General features: G+C 40.0%; 28 protein-coding genes and 1 other annotated feature. Of the genes, 13 read left to right on the forward strand and 15 right to left on the reverse strand.

The window, feature by feature from the left end:
• Nucleotides 1-161: 161 nt before the first annotated feature.
• Nucleotides 162-1166, reverse strand: a complete 1005-nt coding sequence (locus tag ACIFPW_RS09120; protein WP_430243653.1) for an SDR family oxidoreductase — start codon at nt 1164-1166, stop codon at nt 162-164.
• Nucleotides 1167-1340: 174 nt separating this feature from the next.
• Between ACIFPW_RS09120 and ACIFPW_RS09125 the strand changes: the two genes are divergently transcribed.
• A complete protein-coding gene (locus tag ACIFPW_RS09125) occupies nt 1341-1811 on the forward strand; it encodes a nucleoside deaminase (RefSeq protein WP_430243655.1) in 471 nt (156 codons plus the stop codon).
• Nucleotides 1812-1855: 44 nt separating this feature from the next.
• On the opposite strand, the gene ACIFPW_RS09130 is transcribed toward ACIFPW_RS09125, so the two are convergent.
• Nucleotides 1856-2062 carry a DUF6007 family protein gene (locus tag ACIFPW_RS09130; RefSeq protein WP_430243657.1) on the reverse strand — a complete coding sequence of 69 codons (207 nt, stop codon included), beginning with the start codon at nt 2060-2062 and terminating at the stop codon, nt 1856-1858.
• Between the two features lie 190 nt (nt 2063-2252).
• Here ACIFPW_RS09130 and ACIFPW_RS09135 point away from each other — a divergent pair, with 190 nt between their 5' ends.
• Nucleotides 2253-2534, forward strand: a complete 282-nt coding sequence (locus ACIFPW_RS09135) for a hypothetical protein (RefSeq protein ID WP_430243659.1) — start codon at nt 2253-2255, stop codon at nt 2532-2534.
• Nucleotides 2535-2631: 97 nt separating this feature from the next.
• Here the strand turns inward: ACIFPW_RS09135 and ACIFPW_RS09140 are convergent, their stop codons facing one another.
• Nucleotides 2632-3297, reverse strand: a complete 666-nt coding sequence (locus tag ACIFPW_RS09140) for a type 1 glutamine amidotransferase domain-containing protein (protein ID WP_430243661.1) — start codon at nt 3295-3297, stop codon at nt 2632-2634.
• A gap of 152 nt (nt 3298-3449) precedes the next feature.
• Here ACIFPW_RS09140 and ACIFPW_RS09145 point away from each other — a divergent pair, with 152 nt between their 5' ends.
• The gene (locus ACIFPW_RS09145) at nt 3450-3839 is read left to right on the forward strand and encodes a DUF2202 domain-containing protein (RefSeq protein WP_430243662.1); all 390 of its coding nucleotides are present in this window, start codon (nt 3450-3452) and stop codon (nt 3837-3839) included.
• Between the two features lie 2 nt (nt 3840-3841).
• Nucleotides 3842-3967 (forward strand): hypothetical protein, encoded by a 126-nt coding sequence (locus ACIFPW_RS09150; protein WP_430243664.1) that lies wholly within the window; start codon nt 3842-3844, stop codon nt 3965-3967.
• A gap of 180 nt (nt 3968-4147) precedes the next feature.
• On the opposite strand, the gene ACIFPW_RS09155 is transcribed toward ACIFPW_RS09150, so the two are convergent.
• Nucleotides 4148-5353, reverse strand: a complete 1206-nt coding sequence (locus ACIFPW_RS09155) for an MFS transporter (protein ID WP_430243666.1) — start codon at nt 5351-5353, stop codon at nt 4148-4150.
• Between the two features lie 217 nt (nt 5354-5570).
• Entirely contained in the window at nt 5571-5993 is a 423-nt protein-coding gene (locus tag ACIFPW_RS09160; protein WP_430243667.1) for a flavoprotein, read from the reverse strand.
• Nucleotides 5994-6138: 145 nt separating this feature from the next.
• Between ACIFPW_RS09160 and ACIFPW_RS09165 the strand changes: the two genes are divergently transcribed.
• Nucleotides 6139-7713, forward strand: coding sequence for a peptide chain release factor 3 (locus ACIFPW_RS09165; protein WP_430243669.1), 1575 nt, complete (start codon nt 6139-6141; stop codon nt 7711-7713).
• Between the two features lie 41 nt (nt 7714-7754).
• On the opposite strand, the gene ACIFPW_RS09170 is transcribed toward ACIFPW_RS09165, so the two are convergent.
• Entirely contained in the window at nt 7755-8084 is a 330-nt protein-coding gene (locus ACIFPW_RS09170; protein ID WP_430243671.1) for a winged helix-turn-helix transcriptional regulator, read from the reverse strand.
• Nucleotides 8085-8208: 124 nt separating this feature from the next.
• Here ACIFPW_RS09170 and ACIFPW_RS09175 point away from each other — a divergent pair, with 124 nt between their 5' ends.
• Nucleotides 8209-9030 (forward strand): STAS domain-containing protein, encoded by an 822-nt coding sequence (locus ACIFPW_RS09175; RefSeq protein ID WP_430243673.1) that lies wholly within the window; start codon nt 8209-8211, stop codon nt 9028-9030.
• Nucleotides 9031-9115: 85 nt separating this feature from the next.
• Here the strand turns inward: ACIFPW_RS09175 and ACIFPW_RS09180 are convergent, their stop codons facing one another.
• Nucleotides 9116-9814 carry a Type 1 glutamine amidotransferase-like domain-containing protein gene (locus ACIFPW_RS09180; protein WP_430243675.1) on the reverse strand — a complete coding sequence of 233 codons (699 nt, stop codon included), beginning with the start codon at nt 9812-9814 and terminating at the stop codon, nt 9116-9118.
• Nucleotides 9815-9936: 122 nt separating this feature from the next.
• Complete coding sequence (locus tag ACIFPW_RS09185) at nt 9937-11454, reverse strand: BCCT family transporter (protein ID WP_430243677.1); 1518 nt, start codon at nt 11452-11454, stop codon at nt 9937-9939.
• 377 nt (nt 11455-11831) lie between these two features.
• Between ACIFPW_RS09185 and ACIFPW_RS09190 the strand changes: the two genes are divergently transcribed.
• Together ACIFPW_RS09190 and ACIFPW_RS09195 are read left to right on the forward strand one after the other, a co-directional pair.
• On the forward strand, nt 11832-12035 hold the full coding sequence (locus ACIFPW_RS09190) for a hypothetical protein (protein WP_430243679.1): 204 nt from the start codon (nt 11832-11834) through the stop codon (nt 12033-12035).
• 33 nt (nt 12036-12068) lie between these two features.
• Complete coding sequence (locus ACIFPW_RS09195) at nt 12069-12674, forward strand: STAS domain-containing protein (RefSeq protein WP_430243890.1); 606 nt, start codon at nt 12069-12071, stop codon at nt 12672-12674.
• Between the two features lie 209 nt (nt 12675-12883).
• Here ACIFPW_RS09195 and ACIFPW_RS09200 read toward each other — a convergent pair whose 3' ends face one another.
• Nucleotides 12884-15310, reverse strand: a complete 2427-nt coding sequence (locus ACIFPW_RS09200) for an EAL domain-containing protein (RefSeq protein WP_430243680.1) — start codon at nt 15308-15310, stop codon at nt 12884-12886.
• A 90-nt stretch (nt 15311-15400) separates the two neighbouring features.
• Nucleotides 15401-16399, reverse strand: coding sequence for a tryptophan--tRNA ligase (locus ACIFPW_RS09205; protein WP_430243682.1), 999 nt, complete (start codon nt 16397-16399; stop codon nt 15401-15403).
• A 46-nt stretch (nt 16400-16445) separates the two neighbouring features.
• Nucleotides 16446-16692, reverse strand: a binding site (T-box leader).
• 163 nt (nt 16693-16855) lie between these two features.
• Between ACIFPW_RS09205 and ACIFPW_RS09210 the strand changes: the two genes are divergently transcribed.
• A complete protein-coding gene (locus ACIFPW_RS09210) occupies nt 16856-17908 on the forward strand; it encodes a fatty acid desaturase family protein (RefSeq protein WP_430243684.1) in 1053 nt (350 codons plus the stop codon).
• A gap of 130 nt (nt 17909-18038) precedes the next feature.
• Here ACIFPW_RS09210 and ACIFPW_RS09215 read toward each other — a convergent pair whose 3' ends face one another.
• On the reverse strand, nt 18039-18134 hold the full coding sequence (locus ACIFPW_RS09215) for a YjcZ family sporulation protein (RefSeq protein WP_142329528.1): 96 nt from the start codon (nt 18132-18134) through the stop codon (nt 18039-18041).
• A gap of 267 nt (nt 18135-18401) precedes the next feature.
• Between ACIFPW_RS09215 and ACIFPW_RS09220 the strand changes: the two genes are divergently transcribed.
• Genes ACIFPW_RS09220 through arsC form a run of 3 tightly spaced genes read left to right on the forward strand, consistent with a single transcriptional unit; the run spans nt 18402 to nt 20502 of the window.
• The gene (locus ACIFPW_RS09220) at nt 18402-18746 is read left to right on the forward strand and encodes an ArsR/SmtB family transcription factor (RefSeq protein WP_430243686.1); all 345 of its coding nucleotides are present in this window, start codon (nt 18402-18404) and stop codon (nt 18744-18746) included.
• A 13-nt stretch (nt 18747-18759) separates the two neighbouring features.
• Nucleotides 18760-20052: an arsenic transporter gene (locus tag ACIFPW_RS09225; protein ID WP_430243687.1), complete on the forward strand. Its 1293-nt coding sequence runs from the start codon at nt 18760-18762 to the stop codon at nt 20050-20052.
• Between the two features lie 27 nt (nt 20053-20079).
• Nucleotides 20080-20502, forward strand: a complete 423-nt coding sequence (arsC, locus tag ACIFPW_RS09230) for an arsenate reductase (thioredoxin) (protein ID WP_430243689.1) — start codon at nt 20080-20082, stop codon at nt 20500-20502.
• Nucleotides 20503-20656: 154 nt separating this feature from the next.
• On the opposite strand, the gene ACIFPW_RS09235 is transcribed toward arsC, so the two are convergent.
• Nucleotides 20657-20941, reverse strand: coding sequence for a putative quinol monooxygenase (locus ACIFPW_RS09235; RefSeq protein WP_430243690.1), 285 nt, complete (start codon nt 20939-20941; stop codon nt 20657-20659).
• Between the two features lie 79 nt (nt 20942-21020).
• Nucleotides 21021-21317 carry a hypothetical protein gene (locus ACIFPW_RS09240; RefSeq protein WP_430243692.1) on the reverse strand — a complete coding sequence of 99 codons (297 nt, stop codon included), beginning with the start codon at nt 21315-21317 and terminating at the stop codon, nt 21021-21023.
• Between the two features lie 180 nt (nt 21318-21497).
• Here ACIFPW_RS09240 and ACIFPW_RS09245 point away from each other — a divergent pair, with 180 nt between their 5' ends.
• The gene (locus tag ACIFPW_RS09245; protein ID WP_226616259.1) at nt 21498-21797 is read left to right on the forward strand and encodes an MTH1187 family thiamine-binding protein; all 300 of its coding nucleotides are present in this window, start codon (nt 21498-21500) and stop codon (nt 21795-21797) included.
• Nucleotides 21798-21841: 44 nt separating this feature from the next.
• Here ACIFPW_RS09245 and ACIFPW_RS09250 read toward each other — a convergent pair whose 3' ends face one another.
• Both ACIFPW_RS09250 and ACIFPW_RS09255 read right to left on the reverse strand, forming a co-directional pair.
• Nucleotides 21842-22969 carry a M14 family metallopeptidase gene (locus tag ACIFPW_RS09250; protein ID WP_430243694.1) on the reverse strand — a complete coding sequence of 376 codons (1128 nt, stop codon included), beginning with the start codon at nt 22967-22969 and terminating at the stop codon, nt 21842-21844.
• Nucleotides 22970-23142: 173 nt separating this feature from the next.
• Nucleotides 23143-23313: a hypothetical protein gene (locus ACIFPW_RS09255; RefSeq protein WP_430243696.1), complete on the reverse strand. Its 171-nt coding sequence runs from the start codon at nt 23311-23313 to the stop codon at nt 23143-23145.
• Nucleotides 23314-23398 lie beyond the last annotated feature (85 nt).

The following is a 23398-nucleotide window of genomic DNA, read 5'->3' on the forward strand; positions in this document are numbered from 1 at the left end:
TCCTTCTGTTTCGTTGATGAAACCGAGTATTCTTCCCTCACATCGTTCAACTACATACAATAGATTATTCTAGCATAACAACAAAAACCTGACGGATCGCCGCCAGGCTCTGTCCTTTTAACTCACTCGGTTAAGATCGCCTCATTTTCGGAGGGGAAAACTCATCGTGATTCTGCCATACGTAAAAGGGCTTTCTCCTTCTCTCTTGTAAGTCCAGCTTTGAATGGGTTCTCATCATTTCGAATGGGTAGCCAGTTTAAAACATCGTGAATCGTTTCTTCAAGAGGACGAAGGCTCAGTCCCTCACGAAGCGCCCGATCAATATTCGTCTCAGCTGCGCTCATTGATTCAGGAAGCCAGAGCGGTAATTCAGTCCACGGCGCTATTTCATTTTCAAGAAGAAACTCTTCGTTTACCCAACGAAAAACCGCATTACTTCCGCTCACCTTTTTACATGACGCAAGCACTTCCCCCATTGTATTCATTCTTTCTCTCCCGGTCACATTGTACGCGCCCGCGACCCTTTGTTCCGTCATTCGCAATAACCAATCAGCAAGGTCTCGCACATCTATGAATTGTACCGGACGCTCAGGGTTTCCTGGCGCTAGAACTTCACCACCCTCGTGAATTCGCTTAACCCAGTAAGTAAAGCGATCTGAATAATCATACGGCCCTACGACGAGTCCAGGTCGAATATGAAGAACCCGGCCACTCAAATTCTTTTCTGCAACAGCTTCACACTTCGCTTTTAGTGCACCATAATGCTCGTTGTAAATCGGTCCAGCTGTTCCTGCCGTGATACGTTCCGCTTCCGTATCTGAGATTTCCTGAAGAGGCGAACTTTCTGTACATGGCTTTTCTCCGAAATCTTGATAAGCTGAAACACTCGATATATATGTATAATGGTTAACCCTATCCTGTAAAAGCTTCGTCGATTTATTCACTGTTCTCGGAATAAACCCTGACGTATCAATTACGGCATCCCACTTTCTTCCCGCTAGACTGGATAAATCTCCATCACGATCTCCGATAATCGTTTCAACCTCTGAAAATTGCTGCTTATTAGTCCCTCTATTAAATAGCGTAACCGTATGTCCATTCTCTAAAGCTCTCTCTGTTACATATCTTCCAATAAAACGTGTTCCACCAAGGATTAATAGCTCCATTCTCATTCCCTCCTTATTTTGTTATAACATTAATCAAAAATTCCCCCCCTCGCTCTTTAGTCGTTAAGAAAACACTTCGCCTTAACATTCCAATCTCCTGTATGGAAATTTATTTGATCAGATAGGGAATGCTGTGGAATATGTCTAATTATTAGTGTACAGGAGTGTGATGAAATGACGGAGAAAGATTGGTTAACACATGCAATCCAGCTAGCATCTATAAGCGTAACTGAACATAACGGCGGGCCATTTGGTGCAATCGTCGTCAAAAATGGCGTTGTTATAGGCGAAGGATTCAATCAAGTGACAACGGATCATGATCCTACTGCCCATGCAGAAGTTGTCGCAATACGAAACGCCTGTCAAAAACTCGGGACGCATCAGCTTGAAGGCTGTGTTGTTTACGCAAGCTGCGAGCCCTGCCCGATGTGCCTTGGAGCAATCTACTGGTCTCGCCCAGACCGTGTATATTTTGCTGCATCGAGAAATGAAGCTGCTGACGCTGGTTTTGATGATGCCGTGATTTATAACGAAATTGAGAAAAAACCTGAACAAAGAACCATTCCGTTTCACCATATTGAAATGGATGAGAAGAACGAACCTTTTCAAAGCTGGGAAAAGCATAAGAATCGAATAGACTACTAAAAAGAAGGATGTGCACTATGCGCATCCTCCTTTTTAGTAATTTATTATCCTCTCTTCACAAACCGCTGAACATACCTTGATATCGTAAACAGACCAATTGTACAACCAAAGAAAATAAATACGTTAATAAAGATGTCGATCAGTCGATCATCAGGCAGATAAGAAAACAACAAAATAGCCGAAAGAAACAATACCACTTCCCATATGGCAATCCCTTTTAATAAACCTCGTAAATCCAACTGATGATTCATATATCTTTTCACTCCCTTATAGATATGGTCGTTCAATAATCCTTCCACTTCTTCCTATCAAACACCTCCTCTTTTCGCAGTTAGATGGAGAAAATTCCAAATTCAAATGACGTTTTACTTGAAAATCATATTTATCCCATTCCGTTCATAGCATAGTGTTGTATCAAAATTCGCAAAGGAGAGGATTGAGATGTCTGAGAGAAATTCAACGAAAGAAGATAATATTGTGAAGAAGACATCAAAAACCGCAAGTGATCTTGTGAATAAATCCGCTGACACAGCGAACGATATTGTCAAGTCAGTTAGCGGAGAAGGCGGTCTTGTAGGGAAAGCCGCTGACGCTTCAACAGACTTTGTTAAAAATGTGAGTAAAACAGGGAACAAAGTCGTTGGTAAGTCAGTTGATACGGCCTCTAATGTATTTAAAGGTGCTACTAAAAAGGTTTTCGGTAAGAAAAAAGACAAAGAGTAAAAAAACATAAACGAAAAGGACTCCGAGCTCGGAGTCCTTTTCGTTTATGTTATCTATCTTCTAGGGATCTCAAATCGGTCATTTCCATCTCGTTTCATTAGCTAAGTTTCTCGACTACTTCTTTCGCAACGCTAGTGGTTGATTGCGGATTTTGACCGGTAATTAAATTACCATCTACTTGCATGTGATCTGACCAGTTATCTTCTGTAACAAAGTCAGCACCAAGTTCGCGAAGACGAGTTTCCAGTAAGAAAGGCATGAATTGATCAAGCGTTGTTTCTCTTTCTTCATCGTCTGTAAACGCCGTAATCGTTTTACCTGAAACAAGTGGCGTACCATCTGAAAGAGTTACGCCAACGAGTCCAGCGGGACCATGGCAGACAGAAGCAACAATTTTGTTTGATTCATAGAACTCACGAATCAGGTGCTGAAGCTTATCGTTTTCTGGAAGGTCAAACATTGTTCCGTGCCCACCAGGCATAAAGATCGCATCAAAAGTAGACGCGCCAACGATTTTCTCGAGCTTCACTGTATCTTCAAGGTATTTGGCAGTATCGAGAATTTCTTGAGGCGTTTCTCCACCTTCAAGACTGCGATCATCAACAGGCGCTTTTCCGCCTAGCGGACTAGCTACTGTGATTTGATAGCCAAGCTTTTCAAATTCGATATACGCTTCCCCAAACTCTGATAACCAGAGACCTGTCTTATGTCCTTCTTTCATTGTATCTGCGGTTGTAACAACCATTAATATACGTTTGCTCACGACTGTTCCTCCTACTGTAATTTAACACTTTACAGTTAAGATCATATGCTGTTCTTTAAGGGAAATCAAACAAAATGACTTCACCAATTAAAAATTACATAAAACTCCTCTTTTGTAGGAAGGTTAATCAACAAAAAGGCAAGGTGAGCAAATTGAAAAAAGTAGCGATTATTGCGATCATCAGCTTCATTTTCTTCAACTTCAATCTTATTGAAGCGAATGCAGAAGCTCTTCCAGAAGACTACGGTGCAAAAGGAGCACTACAAGACTCTTCCATTACATTGAAGGAAGCCTTAACGTATGCGATTCAGGATGAGTATCTGGCACAGGCAAGATATGATGCTATCATCAAAGAATTCGGTGACATAAGACCTTTCTCTCAAATTAAAATGGCTGAGCAAAGGCACATTACAGCTCTTCTCCCCTTATTTACAAGGTATAACATAACCGCGCCCGAAAATAATGCTAGCCAGTATACAACCACCCCCAAAACGTTAAAAAAGCGTTCGAATCTGGCGTTCAAGGAGAAGTTGACAACATAGCCATGTATGAGAAATTAGCGGATCTACCCGACCTGCCGCAGGATGTCAAAACCGTTATGACAAGGCTTGGTGATGCCTCAAAAAATCATCTTGCTGCGTTTAAAAAAGGCTTAAGTCAGTATGAATGAATAAACGATCCCTACCACTATATTCGTGGTAGGGATCGCTTTGTTCAGCAATCATTCAATTGTTCCTTCACTAGCAAACTAATGTAATACGAAATGCGGAAATTGGATGAAGATTGACTTAAATTTTTTAGACGCTAAATAGATAGGTTTGAATACTAAAGAACTTTCTACATCATTCTCCTATGCTTTTCTCTCCATAGCTCGTAGCCATCCCGTAAGCGCAACCGCTCCGACAACCATAATGCCGCCAATCCACGGAGTGTGAATCAGACCAATGGAATCAACGATGATGCCACCTACAAATGAGCCAATCGCTATACCAACGTTAAACGCAGCGATATTAAGCGCGGATGCCACGTTAACGGCAGATGGTACATATTTTTCAGCAAGATTCACTACAAGTACTTGCAAACCAGGAACATTCATAAAGGCAAACAAACCCATGAAGAAAATCGAAATTATTCCAGCCACTTTAAATGGAAGGGCAAATGTCATGATAAAGAGAATGATTGCTTGCATCACGAACATCCAAAACAGTGCTTTTAATGGGTTCTTATCCGACGCTTTCCCACCAATGACATTTCCAATCGCTACGGCAACACCATAAACTAGTAAAATCACACTAACAAATTTCGCGCTAAGTCCTGTTACATCTTCAAGTAGCGGAGCTAAATACGTAAAGGCAACGAACGTACCACCGTAACCTAGTGCTGTAATCGCAAATGCTAAGAGTAATTTTCCATTCGTTAAGATCTTCACCTGTTCACTAAATTTCGCTGGCGGTGCTTCTTTTAAATCCTTCGGTACGAGAATCGCACTTGCGATAATCCCAATCACACCAAGAAGAGCGACACCAAGGAACGTTGCTCTCCACCCAAAGGCTTGGCCAATAAATGTACCAAGCGGAACGCCAGTCACGGTTGCAACGGTTAATCCTGTAAACATAAAGGCAATCGCACTTGCCCGTTTATTTTCTGGAACGAGATCTGCTGCAATCGTTGAACCGATTGAGAAGAAAATCCCGTGTGAAAATGCTGTAATAAACCGTGCAACGAGTAGTAAACCGAAGGATGTGGATATTCCCGCTACAAGGTTACCAATGATAAAAACGACCATTAATGACATGAGGAGTGTCTTCCGATTTATTTTTCCAGTTAAAGCAGTTAGAACGGGAGCACCAATTGCTACTCCAATGGCGTAACCTGAAATCAATAAGCCAGCAAGTGTAATCGAAATCGATAAGTCATCTGCTATAGAAGAAAGAAGGCCAACAGGAACAAATTCGGTTGTTCCAATTCCAAATGCACTAATCGCGAGCGCTAAAAGGGCAAGAGTACCACTGGATTTTTCTTTCGAATGTGACATTGTATGTGTTTGAGAACTCATAAAGCGAATTCCTCCTTGATATTTTTTAAGTGCCGAGTAGAAAGACGTCTTCTCTCTCGGCTGTACAACTGATTATGCAACCTTCCAAGTCTTTATGTAAGTACGCACTTTGGTGTAATATAGGTACCTGCAAGTGCCTAATGAGTCATAACAAGCTCTCTACACAAAAAAGCTCCTGATAAACGGATCCGTTTATCAGGAGCTTCAAATGTATTAACTATTTTTCTTCCGTCTGAAACGCTGCGATGTGTTCAATCGGAACCCCAGCTTCAATGTAACTTCTCACAAGCTTCCAATTCCCTTGTACCCCTTTTCGAAAAGTATCAAAAAAGACACTCCCAGTTTCACTTTGTTTGCCATCTACCTCAATAGAAGCAAAAATAATCGCAAGCATTTCATTTCGTCGAATTGGAGTGACAGCGAGCTTCTTTAGTACCCACTTCGTTCTGTCTTTTTGAAAAGCCGAAAAAGCTTGATCCCAGCCTTGAATCGACTCCTCATACCCAAAATCATATAGCTCAGATTGGCTTGAGATTTCTCTCGCCTGATACGTATCGCTTATTTTATACTTTATTTCATCTAACGAAGAGTTCCGCCAGCTTGATAGGAAATCATCTAAAAATCCTTCAAATCCACTCATATCGCTCATTCCCCTTTCGCTATTCATTTCGATCTATTTTCATCGAATCCTTTCTCACTATTTTCGTACCCTTCACGCGATAGGAACAACCGTAAGAATATGTTATATTACATAAGAAGTGATATTGAAAGGACTAATTGACATAATGAGTAACCATAAAGAATTACAAGAAGAAATAAAGAAGAGACGGACCTTTGCGATCATCTCTCACCCCGATGCTGGTAAAACGACTTTGACTGAAAAACTTTTGTTCCTTGGCGGTCAGATCCGTTCAACAGGAACAGTTAAATCACGAAAATCATCCAAGTACGCGACGTCTGACTGGATGGAAATCGAGAAACAGCGTGGTATATCTGTTACATCGAGTGTTATGAACTTTAACTATAAGGGACACACGATTAATATTCTGGATACACCAGGACACGAAGACTTCAGTGAAGATACGTATCGTACGCTTCTAGCCGTTGACAGCGTTGTAATGATTATCGATGCTGCAAAAGGTGTTGAGTCTCAAACTAAGAAACTTTTTAAAGTTGTTAGTGAGCATGGTATTCCAATTTTCACGTTCATAAACAAAATGGATCGTCAGGGCCGTGAGCCTTTAGAGCTACTTGAAGAAATTGAAGAAGTTCTTGGCATCGAATCTTACCCTATGAACTGGCCAATCGGTATTGGTCAATCGTTCCAGGGCGTTTACGATCGTCATCAGAAAGCCGTTGAATTCTACGATACAGAAGGCGACAATAAACAGGCGATCCAAATCTCAGATTTAGATGATCCCGTTCTTAAAGAAAAAGCTGGCGAAGATCTTGTTAATCAACTTCAAGAAGACGTCATGCTACTTGATGAAGCAGGCGCAACTTATAGTGAAGAGGCATTGCAATCAGGGAAGCAGACACCAGTCTTCTTCGGAAGTGCGATTTCAAGCTTCGGCGTTCCAACATTCTTAAATCACTTTCTGGATCTTGCTCCTTCCCCAGCTCCTCGTGAGAGCTCTGAAGGCGAAGTAAAGCCCGATGAAGAAACATTCTCAGGCTTTATCTTTAAAATCCAGGCGAACATGAACCCTGCTCACCGTGACCGCGTTGCCTTTTTACGAATTGTATCGGGTACTTTTGAAAAAGGAATGGAAGCATGGCTTGAGCGCACAGGTAAAAGTTTGAAGCTCTCTCAAGGCCAACTTTTCTTTGCCTCCTCCCGAGGTAATGTTGAAAAAGCGTACCCTGGAGATATTGTCGGTCTATATGATTCAGGAACATATCAAATTGGCGACACGCTCGTAGGCTCTAAAAACGTTTATTCGTTCGGAGCTTTACCAACATTCCCACCTGAGCATTTCGCGAAAGTACGGGCACAAAAAGCGATGAAGCAAAAGCACTTCTACAAAGGTGTACAGCAACTTTCTGAAGAAGGTGCCATTCAAGTTTATCGGACCGCACACTGGGACGAAATTGTTATTGGCGTTGTCGGACGTCTCCAATTTGAGATTTTTGAATACCGCATGAAAGGTGAGTACAATGTTGATATTCAATTCGATACAATGCCTCACCAGCATGCACGTTGGATTGAAACAGATAATCCGGAAGACAAGGTAGATAGCATTCGTAATATGCTTGTCTACGATCAGCTAAAGCGCCCGGTTCTTCTGTTCCAAAACGACTTTGCTCTAAGATGGTTCCAGGATAAAAATCCCGATATTCCATTAAGAGAATCAAGATAAACCGTAATATCCAAAAAGGAGCGTGCATCTGCACGCTCCTTTTAGTTTGCAATCGTTTCTTCTGAACGAGTGCGATGGGTCTTTCCCCACTTCTCCATTTCGTGAAGCAGTGGTTCAAGCTCATACCCATATGGTGTCAAAGAGTACTCTACCTTGGGAGGGACATCTTTTGATTCTTTACGATTAAGTAGCCCATCCATTTCAAGCTCTTTCAAATGTTTAATAAGCGTTTGATGAGGTATGCGCGGAATCACCTTTTTGATCTCACTAAATCTAAGAGGCTTCTCCACTAATTCTAGCAGCAAAACGGCTTTCCACTTCCCACAGACAACATCAAGCGTCGTTTTCATATCTTCTACAGACCTGTTCAAATTTAAGCTGCACCTCCAGGTATATAGTAATATACTTCTTCACAAAACAGTGCATTGTAGTAAGATAAGCATATATTAAATTTATTTTACCACAAGTAGACCGTAATGCTAGAAGGGAGTTTCTATGTCCGAACAATTTTCTCACTCTATCCATCGCCTAGGACAATCTATTCTACAAAACATAGATGATATCACAGCCAACACTAGACATTTAATTGATATGAACACTCAAGTACAGAGCCTACCAGGTGAGTCATATACTTTCACTGAACAAATTCTAGTTTCACTAGGTGAGTCCATTGAAGCAGGAGAAATTTCTTATCCCTCTGAAGATCTCCAAAGATTTGAAGAGGAAGAAAACTTCCCTGCTTATTTAGATACGATCTTAATGAGCATTACAGCGATGAAAAAGTCGTTACTGACTTATATGGAAGATCACCAACATACATTTTCTTTAACAGTGTCTGACGTTATTACTATATCGAAATTAATAGATCCCTTGATTGATCATTCCATTAACCTTTTTACCGAAAGCTACCTTGATAAGAAAACTCGTAGCCTTCAGAAACAGTATATTCAAGACGATGCACTAACTGTCCCAATCATTAAAATCTCTTCTAAAGTAGCCATTTGCCCGATCATTGGTGAAATAGATGAAAAACGCGCGAATCTCATTCTTGAACGCACGTTAATGGAATCAAGTGCGAAGAAAATCCGCTCTCTGATTCTTGATTTATCAGGCGTAGCCACACTTGATACGATGATGACCCAGCATCTCTTTAAAATCGTTGATTCTCTTGAAGTGATGGGTGTTGAAATTATTGTGACAGGTGTAAGTTCTGATGTCGCTATAGGTGTAGTATCACTTGGACTTGATTTGCAATCTCTTACAATCAAGCAGAACCTAGAAGGTGCATTAAAGTCTTTAGGAATGTTGGAGGGTTAAGCTCCCGACTGTAAAAAAAGAATTCAGAAAAGCCCCATCTCACGCAAAGAGATGGGGCTTTTCTGAGAATCATTTCCTTGTTTTATCATTGTCCGTCTGCACCAAGGTATATGGTTTTAATCTTTTCTTCAGTTGACTCATTTTTATTAACCTTATATGCACTCGCTTCTTTTCTTGAACTGACAGCTACTTTAAGCGATTGGTCAATAAAATGAGCGGCTACTCCATCATCAAGGGCGATTCCTGGTTGCATTTGCGCATTATTAATCATTTGATGATAGGCTGGTTTACGTTCTTCTTCTCCATCATAGTGAGGACAGCAACTCCCCTTTAAAAACCCAAGACACTTAAGTAACTCGAGCTTATCTCCATAGGAATCCGTGAGTCCTTCCTCAAACCAACAGATTGCCCCTGCACTAATTCCAGCTAAAATGACGCCTTGCTCCCAGGCTTTCTTCAATATATGATCTAAGCCCCATTCTTTCCAGAGCACCATTAGGTTTTTGGTATTTCCACCACCAACGTATATTATGTCTTGATTTAATAGAAAATTTTCAATATTTGCACGCGGATTAAATAGAGACAAATGAGAAGGAATACAGAGCTGATTTTCAAAGAAGGCATAGAATTTCGCTATGTATCCTTCCGCATCACCGCTTGCTGTTGGTATAAAACATATCTTAGGTTTCGTACACTTTGCTTGATTAAGAATGTATGCATCTAAGAGTGGGTTATCCTGTTCCATCGAAAAACCGCCGCCTCCCATGGCTATAATTTGCTTCACGTTTCCCTCTTCCTTTCTATACGAACAATCTGACTTACTGTGTTCCTAATTCCCGATCCAATGACTTGATCCCTGCAAAAAAAAGCTGTGCACCCTCATCAGGTACACAGCTCTTCATCCAATTACACTGCTTTTTGTTGCATCTTTTCTCGTTTTCTCTTTGATAATACTTCCTTGCTTGCTGCCTTAAAGAAGGAATACCCCATGAGGAGAACGACGATGGAAAATGGCAATGCCGCAAGAATAAGCATGTTTTGCAATCCTTGTGTTCCACCGAAGTACACAATAATGGCAGCCATACTGGAAAGAGTTAAACCCCAGACAATCTTAATCATCGCGGATGGGTTTAATGAACCCGTCGTACTGAGCATTCCTAATACAAACGTTGCTGAATCAGCTGATGTAATAAAGAAAATGGCAATCACGAAAATCGTGATAAAGGACATTAGCGTGCCAAGAGGATACTCTTGTAAAACCGCAAATGTTGCCGTCTCAATCGAATAATCCGAAATCGTTGCAATTCCACTCTGCTGAAGATCGAGCGCTGAGACTCCAAACACCGCAAAGAAAATAAAACAGACAATAGATGGAACAAATAAAACCCCAAGCATAAACTCTTTTATCGTTCGACCTCTTGAAATTCTTGCAATAAATATCCCCACAAATGGAGACCAAGAAATCCACCATGCCCAGTAGAAAATCGTCCAGCTATCGACCCAAGAACGTTGATCATTGTTGATCGGCTCAATGTGAAAACTCATATCGAAAAAGTTTGAGATATAACCGCCTAAGGAGCCCGTAAACATGTTCATAATGTAGAGCGTTGGCCCTACAATAAGGAGGAGAATCATAAGCGCAAATCCAAGTATCATATTAATGTTACTCAAATATTTGATTCCTCTTTTTAATCCCGACCATGCAGAGGCAATAAATAGTGCTGTTGAAATAACGAGAATAAGCAACTGTACAGAGAAGTTTGCTGGTGTGTTAAACAAGAATTTAAGACCCTGATTAATTTGGGCAGATCCGAATCCTAGTGTAGCTGCAACGCCTACTACTGTTGCGACAACAGCAAGAGTATCGATCATATACCCTAGCGTCCCCTGCATCCTCTTTTCTCCAAACAAAGGGGTTAACGTAGCGCTAATCAATCCAGGATATCCTTTATGAAACTTAAAATAAGCTAGCACGAGAGCAACGAGCGCGTAGACAGCCCATGCGTGTACACCCCAGTGAAAAAAAGAAAACTGTAGAGATTCCTCAATAGCTCGTTCTGTTCCTAATTCACCACTCGGGCTGCTTTTGAAGGCGTGAGAAATTGGTTCTGCGGTTGTCCAAAACACCATGCCCATTCCCATTCCTGCACTAAACAACATAGCAAACCAAGTTGGCAAGCTGAACTCTGGCTTGTCGTCTTTTCCACCAAGCTTAATGTCTTTAAATCTAGAGAAAATCAAATAAATACAGAAGATTAGAATAGCCACAACAATCAGAAGATAGTACCATCCAAATCGACTAGATATGTAAGTAGTTGCGGTAGATGTTACCTCCTGTAAATGCTCAGGACAAATCGCTCCCCACAAAACAACGAGCAAACATACAAAGAGACTATACCAAAAAACTAATGTAGCATTTTTCATTAACTCACCTCTCGTACTGATATTTTCTATGTAAAAATCCCTATCCTACTAGAAAACTAAACGCTTTACCATTATTGATCGAAACATTTAAAAAGGAGAATGAGACAATCCACACTTTTATCTATCTATTTAGGGTAGTGTCTTTTCTGCAGTTTCAATGTCCCAATTTTACTGATACCCTAATCATCAAAATCTAATCCAGAAATTGTGAAATGAATGAAAATTTATTTCATAACTTCTCTTCTTACTCCTCCACCGTTAGTAATCATTCGACTTCCAATAATATTTCATAGTGATTTTTCTATCTATCAGCTTAATGATAAGATAGTATAGAAATATAAGATTTGTTTAGATGAATTAGAAACGAGGTGTATGATATGATTCATTCTAATATCCCTACCTATACTTCCATTGAAGATGCATCTCAAGATGTCTTAGAGGTTATTAGTAAATTCGTAGGCGTAAATACATTTTTTGTAGCCAAAAACGATAAGACAGATGTAGATATTATTTCTTCATTCAATCGTGATGAAATTATCCTGGAGTCAGGTTTTGAAACATTATATCGCGATTCCTACTGACAATTCATCGTAAAAGGCGGTCGTGAACCCCTTATTATTGATGATTTGGCAGCCCATGATTCAACAAAAAATATGGAAGTTACCAAAAATCTCGGTGGTGGCTCATTAATTGGTGTACCTATTTATTATCGTAACGGTGATAACTACGGTACTTTATGTGGACTTGATCTTAAACCATTTCACTACAATCAAGATCACGTTGATTTATTTAAAGCGATGGCTAACCTTCTTGGAAATGTCCTTGAATTAGAAAGGGCAAATACTGAGATCGAATCACTATCTGTGCCTATTGTTCCCATTTCAGAAGAAGTAGCCATTCTTCCGATCATTGGAGACGTTAATGAAATTCGAACAGAACGATTAATGGAACGTGCTCTCGCTGAAAGTGCAAAGAACAACCTTGATTATCTCATTTTCGATTTATCAGGACTTGTTAATATTCACAGCCAAAGTGCGACCAATCTTCTTAAAATAGGAGAGTCTCTTAAACTTGTCGGAGTTCAAATGATCGTAACAGGTATTCGTCCGGATCTCGCTATAAAAGCGGTTCAAGCCTCAAGTGACTTTGACCAAATTGTTGTAAAATCAAATCTTCAACAGGCTTTGCATTGGATCGGATACAGCTTAATTAAAAAATAAAAAACAAAGACTGCCAGTTGGTAGTCTTTGTTTTTTATGTTGAATTTCTTGAATAAGAAACTTATTCTATCTTTGTAAACATCCTGCTGCATACATTTTGGCCATGTTCGAATGACTCTTCATTATTATAAAGCCCGTATCAAAAGAATTGAAAACCAATCGCCTGAGCCAAGAATCGAGAATCCACAGCATTAGCTAAAATAAAACGATTAAGCTGGTGATGGTTCCAAGTTCAAATAGGTATCTTCAATTTGTTGAGGTGGAACCGGCTTGCTGTAGTAATAGCCTTGAATACTATCACACCCTTTTGATGATAGAAAATCAGCTTGTTCAATCGTTTCTACCCCTTCTGCAATAACGTGTAGTTTTAATTGCTTGCTCATGGCAATAATCGCACTCGTAATTTGGTCGGACTTCACATTTTGTGTTAACTCATCAATAAAGGATTTATCAATTTTCACCTGATTGATCGAAAAGTCTTTGAGATAGCTTAACGAACTATGACCTGTACCAAAGTCATCAATAGAAATACTCACCCCGAGTTCTCTAAGAGAAGTAATCATCCACGATGAGCGAGTAGAGTTTTCCATTGTCATACTCTCTGTCACCTCAAGCTCTAACAATGTTGGATCAAGAGAATACTTGGTTAGCGTTTCTTTAATCGTTGTAATTAGTTCATCACTCTGAAATTGCTTAGCAGAAAGATTCACTGAAACACGAAGAGGATAACCGCTCTCACACCATTTCTTCGCCTGTTCACAAGCCATATCAAGCACTTGACGGCCGAGTTCAACGATAAGACCTGTCTCTTCCGCTAGTGAAATGAAATTGCCTGGGTAGCGGAGTTCTTCCTTTCCTGCTTTCCAGCGAACGAGGGCTTCAACTCCTGACAGTGAACCATCAGTGCATTTCACCTGAGGTTGATAATGTAGAATAAATTCTTTGTTGATAAGTCCCGCTCGAAGCGAACTTTCTTCTATTAATCTCAATTCACTTTTTTGTCCCATGGATGTCGAGTAGAATTGATATTTCTTGCGATTACGTCCTTTTGCAGAATACATCGCAATATCGGCATGCTTCATCAATGATTCAACGTTTGTTCCGTCACCAGGTGCTGCTGCTATGCCAATACTTACCGAAGTGGACAGCTCGTGGCTACTAACCTGAAATGGCTTCTCAAATGCTTCAATAATTTGATTCGCAAGCTCATCAGGATAAATGTGCTTAAATCCGTCGAGGACAATCACAAATTCATCCCCTCCAAGGCGTGCGAGAAAACCAAATGGGTCCACGCATTCTTGCAGACGCACGGAAACTGCGCATAGAAAAAGATCACCTGTGTTATGACCAAGAGCATCATTAATAACTTTAAAACGATCAAGATCGAGCATCATAACAGCAAGATCTGCTGGTTCATCTACTTTCCTAAGGCAGTTTTCTAGGTATTCAACAAATGAGCGACGATTTGGTAATGACGTTAAGGCATCAAAATAAGCCATTTGATGGGTTTTTTGCTCTGCTGCTCTTTGCTTCGTTATATCTTTTGTAATAGCATAGATCCGATCAAGACGATCATTTAAATAAATGGGAACGAACGTCACATTTAAATCGTTTACCCCTCCGTCAAACGTAAAGACCTTCGTATTGAAACTGACAGCCTGCCTTGTGTCATGCACCGAAAGAAAATAGTGACTCACTCTCTCTAATTCTTCACTTTCGAAAAAATCCATTGGATTTACATGACTTAATTCATCTTTTTTCACACGGAATAGTTTTTCACCTGCCGGATTGAGCGAACGGATTTTTCCATCTACTGTCAAAGTGAGGATCGCATCAATGCTATATGTAAGCAGTGATCGTAAACGATAGTCATTACCCTTCATCTCAATTGACTGCTTAATCAATTTCCGTTCAGTCACAACACCAAAAATCAAAATCGTTTGAACGCACAACGTACCGACGGCAATAGCAATGGAAAGAGCGGACGTGTCTAATCCTTCTATAACTGGTTGATGATGTACTTTAGACATATAGAAGGTCGCAGCTTCAAGTCCAACGTAATGCATCCCCGCAATAGCAATTCCCATAATTCCCGCACTGCCTATCTTTAGTAAAATTAAGTGACGGTATTTTTGGGATCTAGAAAGGGTAAAGGCTAGTTTTAGCGCTGTAAATGAAGCACACATAGCGATAAGTGTTGAAAGAACGAGCAACCAATCATTGTAAACGATCTTAACATTTTCCATCGCTTCCATACCTATATAATGCATAGCGATAATAGCCCCAGACATAAAGATCGTTCCAACAACTAACCTTTTAATCGTTAGCTCCTTCCCTCCAACTGCGACAAGAGCAATGAAAGATCCAAAGAAAGACGCGCAAATAGATAGAGCAACAAGGGGAACATCATAGGTCATTGGCATCGACATTGAAAAAGCAAGCATGCCGATAAAGTGCATCGACCATATTCCAACTCCCATTGCGCCAGCCCCACCAATGACCCATACCCATTTGCGAATCCCTTTCGAATAAGAAACTCTACCTGCGAGATCTAGCGCACTATATGAAGCAAAGACCGCGATGACTACTGACAGTAAGACGATCCACCAATTATATTCTCCTATCATTTCAATCATAGTGTTGTGCCTCCGAAGTTATCATAAGAAATCTATATATGATCTTTATCGGCATATAGGAACAATACGTTAAGTTTTCTAGCTTGCTTGCTATCGTCGAATGCCTAGCTTCCTTTTCACATCTTTCAAGAACGGCTGCGCTTTAGCTCTTGCTTTCCTTGCTCCCTCTTCAAGAATTTGGTCAAGCTTATCTCTATGAGCCATATAGTAACGGTACTTCTCTCGAGGTTCAGCTAAGAAATCATCCATAACATGAAAAAGTTCTTTTTTCGCTTCTCCCCATCCGATCCCTTCTTTGAATTTTTTCCTCATTTCAATCGTTTCGGCATCACTAGCAAATTCTTTATAAAGTGCAAATACCGTTGATGTATCCGGATCCTTTGGTTCTGTTGGGTCAGAAGAATCCGTTGTAATACGATTAACTAACTTTTTAAGCTTATCTGGCTCTTCAAACAATGAAATCGTATTGTGATAGCTTTTACTCATTTTCCTACCATCAAGCCCAGGAAGTACGGACGTGTTTTTATCGACAATATAGCTTGGCAACGTGAACGTTTCTCCAAATTGAAAATTAAAAGCAGCGGCTATATCCCTTGCGATTTCCACATGCTGAATCTGGTCTTTGCCTACAGGGACGAAATCGGTTTGAAACATTAGAATATCAGACGCCATTAAAATGGGATAAGTGAATAACCCCATATTCACCCCTTCATCCTCTTCGCGATCTCCCTCACGATTTTTCTCCACAATTGCTTTGTAGGCATGCGCCCGATTCATTAATCCTTTAGGGCTAAAACAAGCCAAAATCCACGATAATTCAAAGATTTCTGGTACATCCGATTGACGATAGAGAATCACCTTTGTTGGATCAAGTCCAAGTGCAAGCCACGTAGCTGCAATCCCGTACGATAATTCTTCCATCTGCTGCTGATCTCGAATTTTCGTCAATCCGTGGTAATCTGCGACAAAATAAACAGGGTCAAGTTCCTCATTCTTCGCTTGTTTTAAAGCTGGTTTAATCGCTCCAATGTAATTGCCTAAATGAACTCTTCCAGTCGGCTTAATACCTGTTAAGATCGTCTTTTTCATATGTCCCTCCATCATTTTAGACAACACAAAAAGCCCCTCATCCTCTAAAAAGGACGAGAGACCCGTGGTGCCACCTTTATTCGTTTACAAACGTAAACGCGCTTACCCCTTACAGAATGAAACCTATTTCAATAAGGTGTCTCTTGTATCGGTAAGACGTTCCGCCGAATCCTACTTTACTGTTCAGTTCGGTAGCTCAGAAGCCCATTCATCTGTTGCGCACACTGGTTTTCACCTACCACCAGCTCTCTAAAGTGCCGCTCAAGACTACTCTTCTTCTTCATTGCCTAGTTATTTTTTCTAATTCTATCGTAACGCTTATTTGAAATCAATACATTTCCTGATTTTCATTTGAATATTTCTTCTTACTCAGGTACATGATTGACTTATATGCTTATTTCTTCACTTAAATAACAGTTGCTCTATAGCATTCTCGCATTTCGAAAGGAGATTATGATGAACGATCTACACTCATTCAGCTGGTATGCTGCTCGGATTAAGAAACACCTTCCACCTGAAGCTTTTAAGCCTGTTCCAGTACGACTCTTCGGGGGATTTACATATCTCGTCATCACATTGACCTGTTTCTTAATCATTGCCTCCAATCCTTTACCTACCCTCATAGCACTTGTCTTTTCATTTATGATAGGCGCTTGCTTTGCCGGACTTGGTTTTCTTGGCCATGAAATTCTACATGGAACAGTTGTAAGAAATGCCTTGCTACGTGATATTCTAGGCGCGATTGCGTTTTGGCCATTAAGTACTGGCCCAAAACTTTGGAGAAAATGGCACAACCTAAATCACCATGTACATACTCAGCATGATGCTAATGATCCAGATGCATGGCCAACCCTAGAACGTATTTCGAGAATGAAAATGTTCAAATGGATTTACGGACTCCCGTTATTTATCCGTTCGTTCTTTGCTTTTATTTCATTAACGGTTCAATTTACCGCCCATTCGATTAAAATGTTTTTTACTTATGTAAAAGAATTTGCGCCAAAAAAGCAACGTGACGTTTTTCTACAAATGATTTTGCCCTGGGTAACATGGATCAGTCTTATCTTCGTGATCGGGATAAGGAATTGGATATTTGCTTATTTCATTCCACTTCTCATCGCAAACTTTATCGTAATGGCTTATATCTCAACAAATCACAGATTAAATCCATTAACACCTATCAATGATCCGCTTGCGAACAGTCTCACCGTTACAGTACCAAAAATAGTGGACATCCTACATTTCAACTTCTCGTATCACACAGAGCATCATCTGTTTCCAGGGATGAATCCGAAATATTATCCACTTGTGAAAGAGCATATTAAAACAATGTGGCCAGAACGATACCACGAGATGCCAATGACAAGAGCCCTAATCACTCTCTGGCATACGCCTCGAGTTTATCATGAACAAACAAATTTAATTGATCCCAGAACGAGTGAGACATACGGTTCACTAGGTAACAAGCTATACCCAAAATCCATACTCCCAAAAAAGACAACAGATTGAAGGAGCTTGTTCAATCTTTCTATACAAGAAAAGGCTGATTTAAAGGTAATCAGCCTTCTTGCGCATTTATTATTCAACCCGTGCTCCTTCAACAGGAATTCCCTGCTGAATACAGCTTATGTTCCGAGAATTAGTAGCCTCCTCCAACAAAAGCTGCACCTACGATGATAAGGAGAATAAACAGCACTACAATTAGAGCAAACCCACTGCCGTAACCGTATCCCATGGAGTATGACCTCCTTTCCATCTTGGATTACTTCATACTATGCAACTCCCTTTTGAATGGATGGGCATTCGTTTAGTTTTATCGTTACTTTTCTAACCATATTGTTAAGCATAAGGCAGTTGCCTACAAGAAAGAATGCTAATCGAACAAGAATTTCGAAGCAACGTTTACCAATGACTCTTGCTCCGTTTTCTAAATTTCTCAACATTTTAAATCTGCTTGATTATATAAGTATATGCTTATATAATGATTTGTGGAGGTGAAGAAATGGAGAACACTATGATTGAAATCGATCAGGCTGCTTCTGTCCTTAAATTACTTGGCGATAAAACGCGTTTAACGATAGTGGGCCTTTTAAAAGATGGTGAATGCTGCGTCTGTGAGTTTGTAGAAGTATTGCAAATGAGCCAACCTTCTATCAGTCAGCACCTAAGAAAATTGAGAGACTCTGGTTTAGTGAAAGAACGCAAAAAGGGCCAATGGGTATTCTATTCATTAAATGCAGATCATGAAGCCTTTTTAGTGATTCAGAGTATTTTAACCTTCATTCCTGACCAAAAGGATAAACTTTACGAACTAGAAAAAAAAGGACTACGCATTTGTTGCGATTAATGGAGGTATTAGATTGACAGTCACACTCGCTATTCTTATTTTCATACTTACGTTAGTACTCGTTATTTGGCAACCTAAGAACCTGGGTATTGGCTGGTCTGCGTGTGGCGGCGCATTGCTTGCTTTATTAGTCGGTGTGGTAGATTTTCAAGATGTCATCACCGTAACTGGGATTGTATGGAATGCTACCTTTGCTTTTATTGCCATCATTCTCATCTCTCTTATTCTTGATGAGATTGGATTCTTTGAATGGGCGGCGCTTCACATGGCACGGATCGCCAAAGGAAACGGACTTCGCATGTTCATTTACGTTTCGTTACTCGGAGCAGTCGTTGCCGCTTTATTTGCAAATGACGGAGCTGCCCTTATTCTCACGCCAATTGTTCTTGCGATGGTACGGAACTTGAACTTTAAGGAAAAAATGATTTTCCCATTCATCATGGCAAGTGGGTTTATTGCCGATACAACCTCACTTCCACTTGTTGTGAGTAATCTTGTGAACATCGTTTCCGCTGACTTCTTTGATATCGGATTCGTTGAGTATGCATCACGTATGATTGTTCCAAACTTATTTTCCTTAGGCGCAAGTATCCTTGTCCTTTATCTGTTCTTCCGAAAAGACATTCCTGGAAATTACGACGTTAACCAGCTTCGCGTTCCACATGAAGCGATTAAAGACAGCAAAATGTTTAGGCTCTCCTGGTTTGTCCTTGCGATTCTACTTGTCGGTTATTTCTCCAGTGAATTTATCGGAGTTCCTGTATCGATTATCGCAGGAATCGTCGCGATCTTCTTTCTACTAATGGCGAGACGCAGTAAAGCGGTTGAAACGATGAACGTCATCAAAGGGGCCCCATGGGCGATTGTTTTCTTCTCAATCGGAATGTATGTGGTCGTTTATGGCCTTCGTAACCAGGGACTAACAGATATTCTTGCAAATGTCATCCAATCAGTAGCAGATCAAGGTTTGCTCGTAGGAACCGTTTCGATGGGCTTCATCGCTGCAATCCTGTCCTCAATTATGAATAACATGCCAACTGTTATGATTGATGCACTAGCGATCGAAGCGACTTCAACGACCGGTACAATGCGCGAAGCCCTTATTTACGCGAATATTATTGGATCTGATTTAGGTCCAAAGATTACGCCAATTGGGTCTCTTGCAACACTATTATGGCTCCACGTTCTCTCCCAAAAGGGCGTCAAAATATCGTGGGGATACTACTTTAAAATTGGTGTTATTTTAACAGTACCAACTCTACTCATTACATTACTTGGCCTTTACTTCTGGCTACTAATCATCTAAATTTTAATTTAAAAAGGAGAACAATATATGTCTAACAAAAAATCAATTTATTTCTTATGTACAGGTAATTCATGCAGAAGCCAAATGGCTGAAGGATTCGGTAAAAAACACTTAGGTGATGAATACGATGTTTATTCTGCGGGGATTGAAGCCCATGGCCTCAACCCTAATGCTGTTAAAGCAATGAAAGAGTCCGATATTGAGATTTCCGCCCAAACTTCCGACATGATTGATATGGATCTTTTAAACAATGCGGATCTTGTAGTTACGCTTTGTGGAGATGCGAATGATAAATGCCCGAGAACACCAGCGCATGTAAAGCGTGAACATTGGGGATTTGATGACCCAGCTAAAGCAGAAGGCACAGAAGAAGAAAAATGGGCTTTCTTCCAGCGAGTACGTGATGAAATCGAAGAACGTATCGCACGGTTTGCAAAAGAAGGACGTTAATTTATTAGAAAAGCACCTCGGATCCCGAATCCGAGGTGCTTTTCTAATGCTATTATTTTTGGCTCATTCAGCGATTTTCGTCATTATTCCCACGAAAAACAAACTATATCCCCGATATCTCAGTTATTTCCGCGGAAATGAAACGGAAATGACTTTAAAGCTTTTTCATTTTATAAACTTCTCGGCTATCAATAAGGTCACCGATATCCTTGCGATACTTCTCATAATGCTCTGAGTTAATGTGCGTTTCAATCGCCTGTTGATTTTCCCACACTTCATAGATCACAAATGTTGTATCTTCTATAGATTGATGAACGTCATATTGAATATTACCTTCTTCATTCCTTGAACCTTTCAGAACTTCTTGAAGAACACTTAAGACATTCTCTTCTTTACCTGTTTTAGGCTTTAAAATCGCCGTAACCGCAATTTGTTCCATAAGTTTACTACCTCCAATGCTTATTTAAGAATAGGATAAGCATAGTAGCTTCAACTTATTATAGCAATTGATGTGCTTGTTATGAATTAGGGGCTGGCTTCAAGATAGTGCGCTGAAGTGGGACTCCCCCCATGGTGACGTTTCGTTCAATAAACAGATACTTCTTACCATCGATCTTAAACTTACGATTCCCCAGGTACTCCACATCTTTTCCTTGCGCACTCAGTTCATTCTTAAGTGCCCTTACGTATTCATTGTAGTCGATATAGCGTTCATCCAGGTCAATCTGGATATGATTTTTCCGATAGCCCATTAACCAATTGAAGCCAGTTAAAGATGCAACAATAACTACCAACATAAGAAACAAGTTCATCATGCAGCATTCCTCCCGAGCTCTTTTCTATTTATACGAATGAGGGGTCTCTTTCGTTTCGTTTTTTTGAAAATAAAGGAAGTTTCATTAATTCTTTTTACATCGTATCCTTCTATTAACGTTTGGATTAGAGAAAATACGTCAATAGACTACTATGACCATAAGAGAAGGAGAGGATTAATTATGGCACTATTAGAAATCAGTGTAACACCTGTAGGGACAAGTCAAACGAGCATGAATCATTTTGTAACAGAAGCTGTAAAGTTAGCTGAGAAAGAAGGATTCACTTACCATATTGGACCAACCTCTACTGTCTTTGAAGGAAACGTCGATGAACTCTTTGAATTAGCAAGAGACATTCATACAAGTGCTCTAGGAAAAGGTACAGATCGTGTTATCACAAATATTAAGATTGAACAAAGAGAAGACCAGCCTCTTTCAATTGATGGTCAAGTGAATGAAGTTCGAAGTTCGATTGGGTAATAACAAAAAGGAGGGAGCGAATGATTCGCTCCCTCCTTTTATTTCTAACTTAGAATCTCTTCTTTCTTTAAAACTCCCTCTATTCCATGGCGTGCCTCATTGACAACTGATTCTCTCCATTCGGAATCATCCGGGTAAAACATCGCTTCGAATTCTCCTAGAATCCATTGAATATCATCAACTGATTCTGCCCCTTCAAAATACAAATGGTTTTCCAAAATAATCGTCGTAAATTCGCGAATTTCAGCCTGTTTATCTGTCCCAAACGTTCCGAACTCAAACAATGCCGACAGAAGATATGTTTCTGGAAATGCTTCTTCTTTTAATTTGTAGAAATGATTCGTAGAATCCCCTTTAACTTTTTCAGGAGTATACTTTTCGACGTTGTTAAGATTGTACGCTTCTTGTAACTCCTTCACGTCTCTTCCATCATTCTCTGAGATCACCATCGTTATTTCATTTGTTGGTCCGAGAGCTGTATGCCAATCCATGTGGACAACACCAGGATAAGTTCCTAACAACTTTTCTTGTATATCCTTCAAGAAAAGAGCTGATTCTTCAGCTGTTGAACCTCCGTAATAGACACCGCGCTCAAATTCAAATTGTCCCATTCCCTTTGCCTTTTTTAATCCTGCGTACCCTTCCTTTGCGAGACCTTTAATCAACTGTGCATATAGCTTGTGCTTCTCTGCTTGTAAGTCAGTGATTTTACCATCTGGAAGAAACAAGTCGCTTTCCTTAGCATAATTTTTATTCACGTCTCTACGAATAGAATTTTCGTCATAAAAGTAATTTCTGTTGAGATCAACATTATTTTCCGTAACCCGTCGGAAATGACGCATTCCCCACGGATTAAGGGCATGAATCAGGCAAATCCCAGTCGTTGAAGGATCGATTTGATCAAGATATTCTTCTGCGAACATATGGATAACCGCTGCTCCAGCATACCCTTCTATCCCGTGTTCACCTGAAGTAAAGAATAAGACACGATCGTTTGATGTAAGGGCTTCAGAGGAAATCATATCGATTGTATTATCTTCTTCTTTCCCAATTGACTTTGTTGATAAGGTTGCCGAAGGCCATTTCTTTTGGATTTTATCAAGATGATTGCGAAATGTCTCACGTGACTGTTCATAATTTTTAGCAAAATAGTGATCTGTTTGAAGTGTCATAACGAATAATCTCCTTTGCGTTCTATTGTACCGTTGCTAAATTGGTTATCTAACCTTTTCATACCACTATCCGTAATTATCAAACTTCTAAGAGTTCAAATACCCGGTAACTTTCTATCTTTCCATTAAGCAAGATACAAAAAAAGATGAAAACTCGTTTCAGAGTCTCCATCTTATTTGTTCTTCTCGTATTTTGATACTTGATGCGATTGTTCATATTCAGCAAGTTCTAATTCTAAACGCTTTTGTGTACGCTTTTTATCAACGTTGAGAAATAGTGCCGCTACCGCTATAAAGCCTATACTTAACATTAAAAACTGTAGTATTAATTCTAATGACATCATTCATTCCCTCTTTCTATTTTTCCATTTATTCCTTACTTTTTGCTTATCGTGTGGGGGTTATATATTTACCCTTTATTTCGCCACT

The sequence above is a fragment of the Pseudalkalibacillus sp. NRS-1564 genome (assembly GCF_050467905.1).
Taxonomy (GTDB): Bacteria; Bacillota; Bacilli; order Bacillales; family Guptibacillaceae; genus Guptibacillus; species Guptibacillus hwajinpoensis_B.

Bases quoted from the DNA above. Each gene is read 5' to 3' on its own strand.
- ACIFPW_RS09165 (WP_430243669.1), top strand. From the start codon at position 6,139: ATGAGTAACCATAAAGAATTACAAGAAGAAATAAAGAAGAGACGGACC.
- ACIFPW_RS09205 (WP_430243682.1), bottom strand. From the start codon at position 16,399: ATGAAAAAGACGATCTTAACAGGTATTAAGCCGACTGGAAGAGTTCAT.
- ACIFPW_RS09220 (WP_430243686.1), top strand. From the start codon at position 18,402: ATGGAGAACACTATGATTGAAATCGATCAGGCTGCTTCTGTCCTTAAA.
- ACIFPW_RS09255 (WP_430243696.1), bottom strand. From the start codon at position 23,313: ATGATGTCATTAGAATTAATACTACAGTTTTTAATGTTAAGTATAGGC.
- ACIFPW_RS09200 (WP_430243680.1), bottom strand. From the start codon at position 15,310: ATGATTGAAATGATAGGAGAATATAATTGGTGGATCGTCTTACTGTCA.
- ACIFPW_RS09240 (WP_430243692.1), bottom strand. From the start codon at position 21,317: ATGATGAACTTGTTTCTTATGTTGGTAGTTATTGTTGCATCTTTAACT.
- ACIFPW_RS09125 (WP_430243655.1), top strand. From the start codon at position 1,341: ATGACGGAGAAAGATTGGTTAACACATGCAATCCAGCTAGCATCTATA.
- ACIFPW_RS09185 (WP_430243677.1), bottom strand. From the start codon at position 11,454: ATGAAAAATGCTACATTAGTTTTTTGGTATAGTCTCTTTGTATGTTTG.
- ACIFPW_RS09215 (WP_142329528.1), bottom strand. From the start codon at position 18,134: ATGGGATACGGTTACGGCAGTGGGTTTGCTCTAATTGTAGTGCTGTTT.
- ACIFPW_RS09245 (WP_226616259.1), top strand. From the start codon at position 21,498: ATGGCACTATTAGAAATCAGTGTAACACCTGTAGGGACAAGTCAAACG.
- ACIFPW_RS09130 (WP_430243657.1), bottom strand. From the start codon at position 2,062: ATGAATCATCAGTTGGATTTACGAGGTTTATTAAAAGGGATTGCCATA.
- ACIFPW_RS09120 (WP_430243653.1), bottom strand. From the start codon at position 1,166: ATGGAGCTATTAATCCTTGGTGGAACACGTTTTATTGGAAGATATGTA.
- ACIFPW_RS09135 (WP_430243659.1), top strand. From the start codon at position 2,253: ATGTCTGAGAGAAATTCAACGAAAGAAGATAATATTGTGAAGAAGACA.
- ACIFPW_RS09190 (WP_430243679.1), top strand. From the start codon at position 11,832: ATGATTCATTCTAATATCCCTACCTATACTTCCATTGAAGATGCATCT.
- ACIFPW_RS09210 (WP_430243684.1), top strand. From the start codon at position 16,856: ATGAACGATCTACACTCATTCAGCTGGTATGCTGCTCGGATTAAGAAA.
- ACIFPW_RS09155 (WP_430243666.1), bottom strand. From the start codon at position 5,353: ATGAGTTCTCAAACACATACAATGTCACATTCGAAAGAAAAATCCAGT.
- ACIFPW_RS09175 (WP_430243673.1), top strand. From the start codon at position 8,209: ATGTCCGAACAATTTTCTCACTCTATCCATCGCCTAGGACAATCTATT.
- ACIFPW_RS09250 (WP_430243694.1), bottom strand. From the start codon at position 22,969: ATGACACTTCAAACAGATCACTATTTTGCTAAAAATTATGAACAGTCA.
- ACIFPW_RS09150 (WP_430243664.1), top strand. From the start codon at position 3,842: ATGTATGAGAAATTAGCGGATCTACCCGACCTGCCGCAGGATGTCAAA.
- ACIFPW_RS09160 (WP_430243667.1), bottom strand. From the start codon at position 5,993: ATGAGTGGATTTGAAGGATTTTTAGATGATTTCCTATCAAGCTGGCGG.
- ACIFPW_RS09235 (WP_430243690.1), bottom strand. From the start codon at position 20,941: ATGGAACAAATTGCGGTTACGGCGATTTTAAAGCCTAAAACAGGTAAA.
- arsC (WP_430243689.1), top strand. From the start codon at position 20,080: ATGTCTAACAAAAAATCAATTTATTTCTTATGTACAGGTAATTCATGC.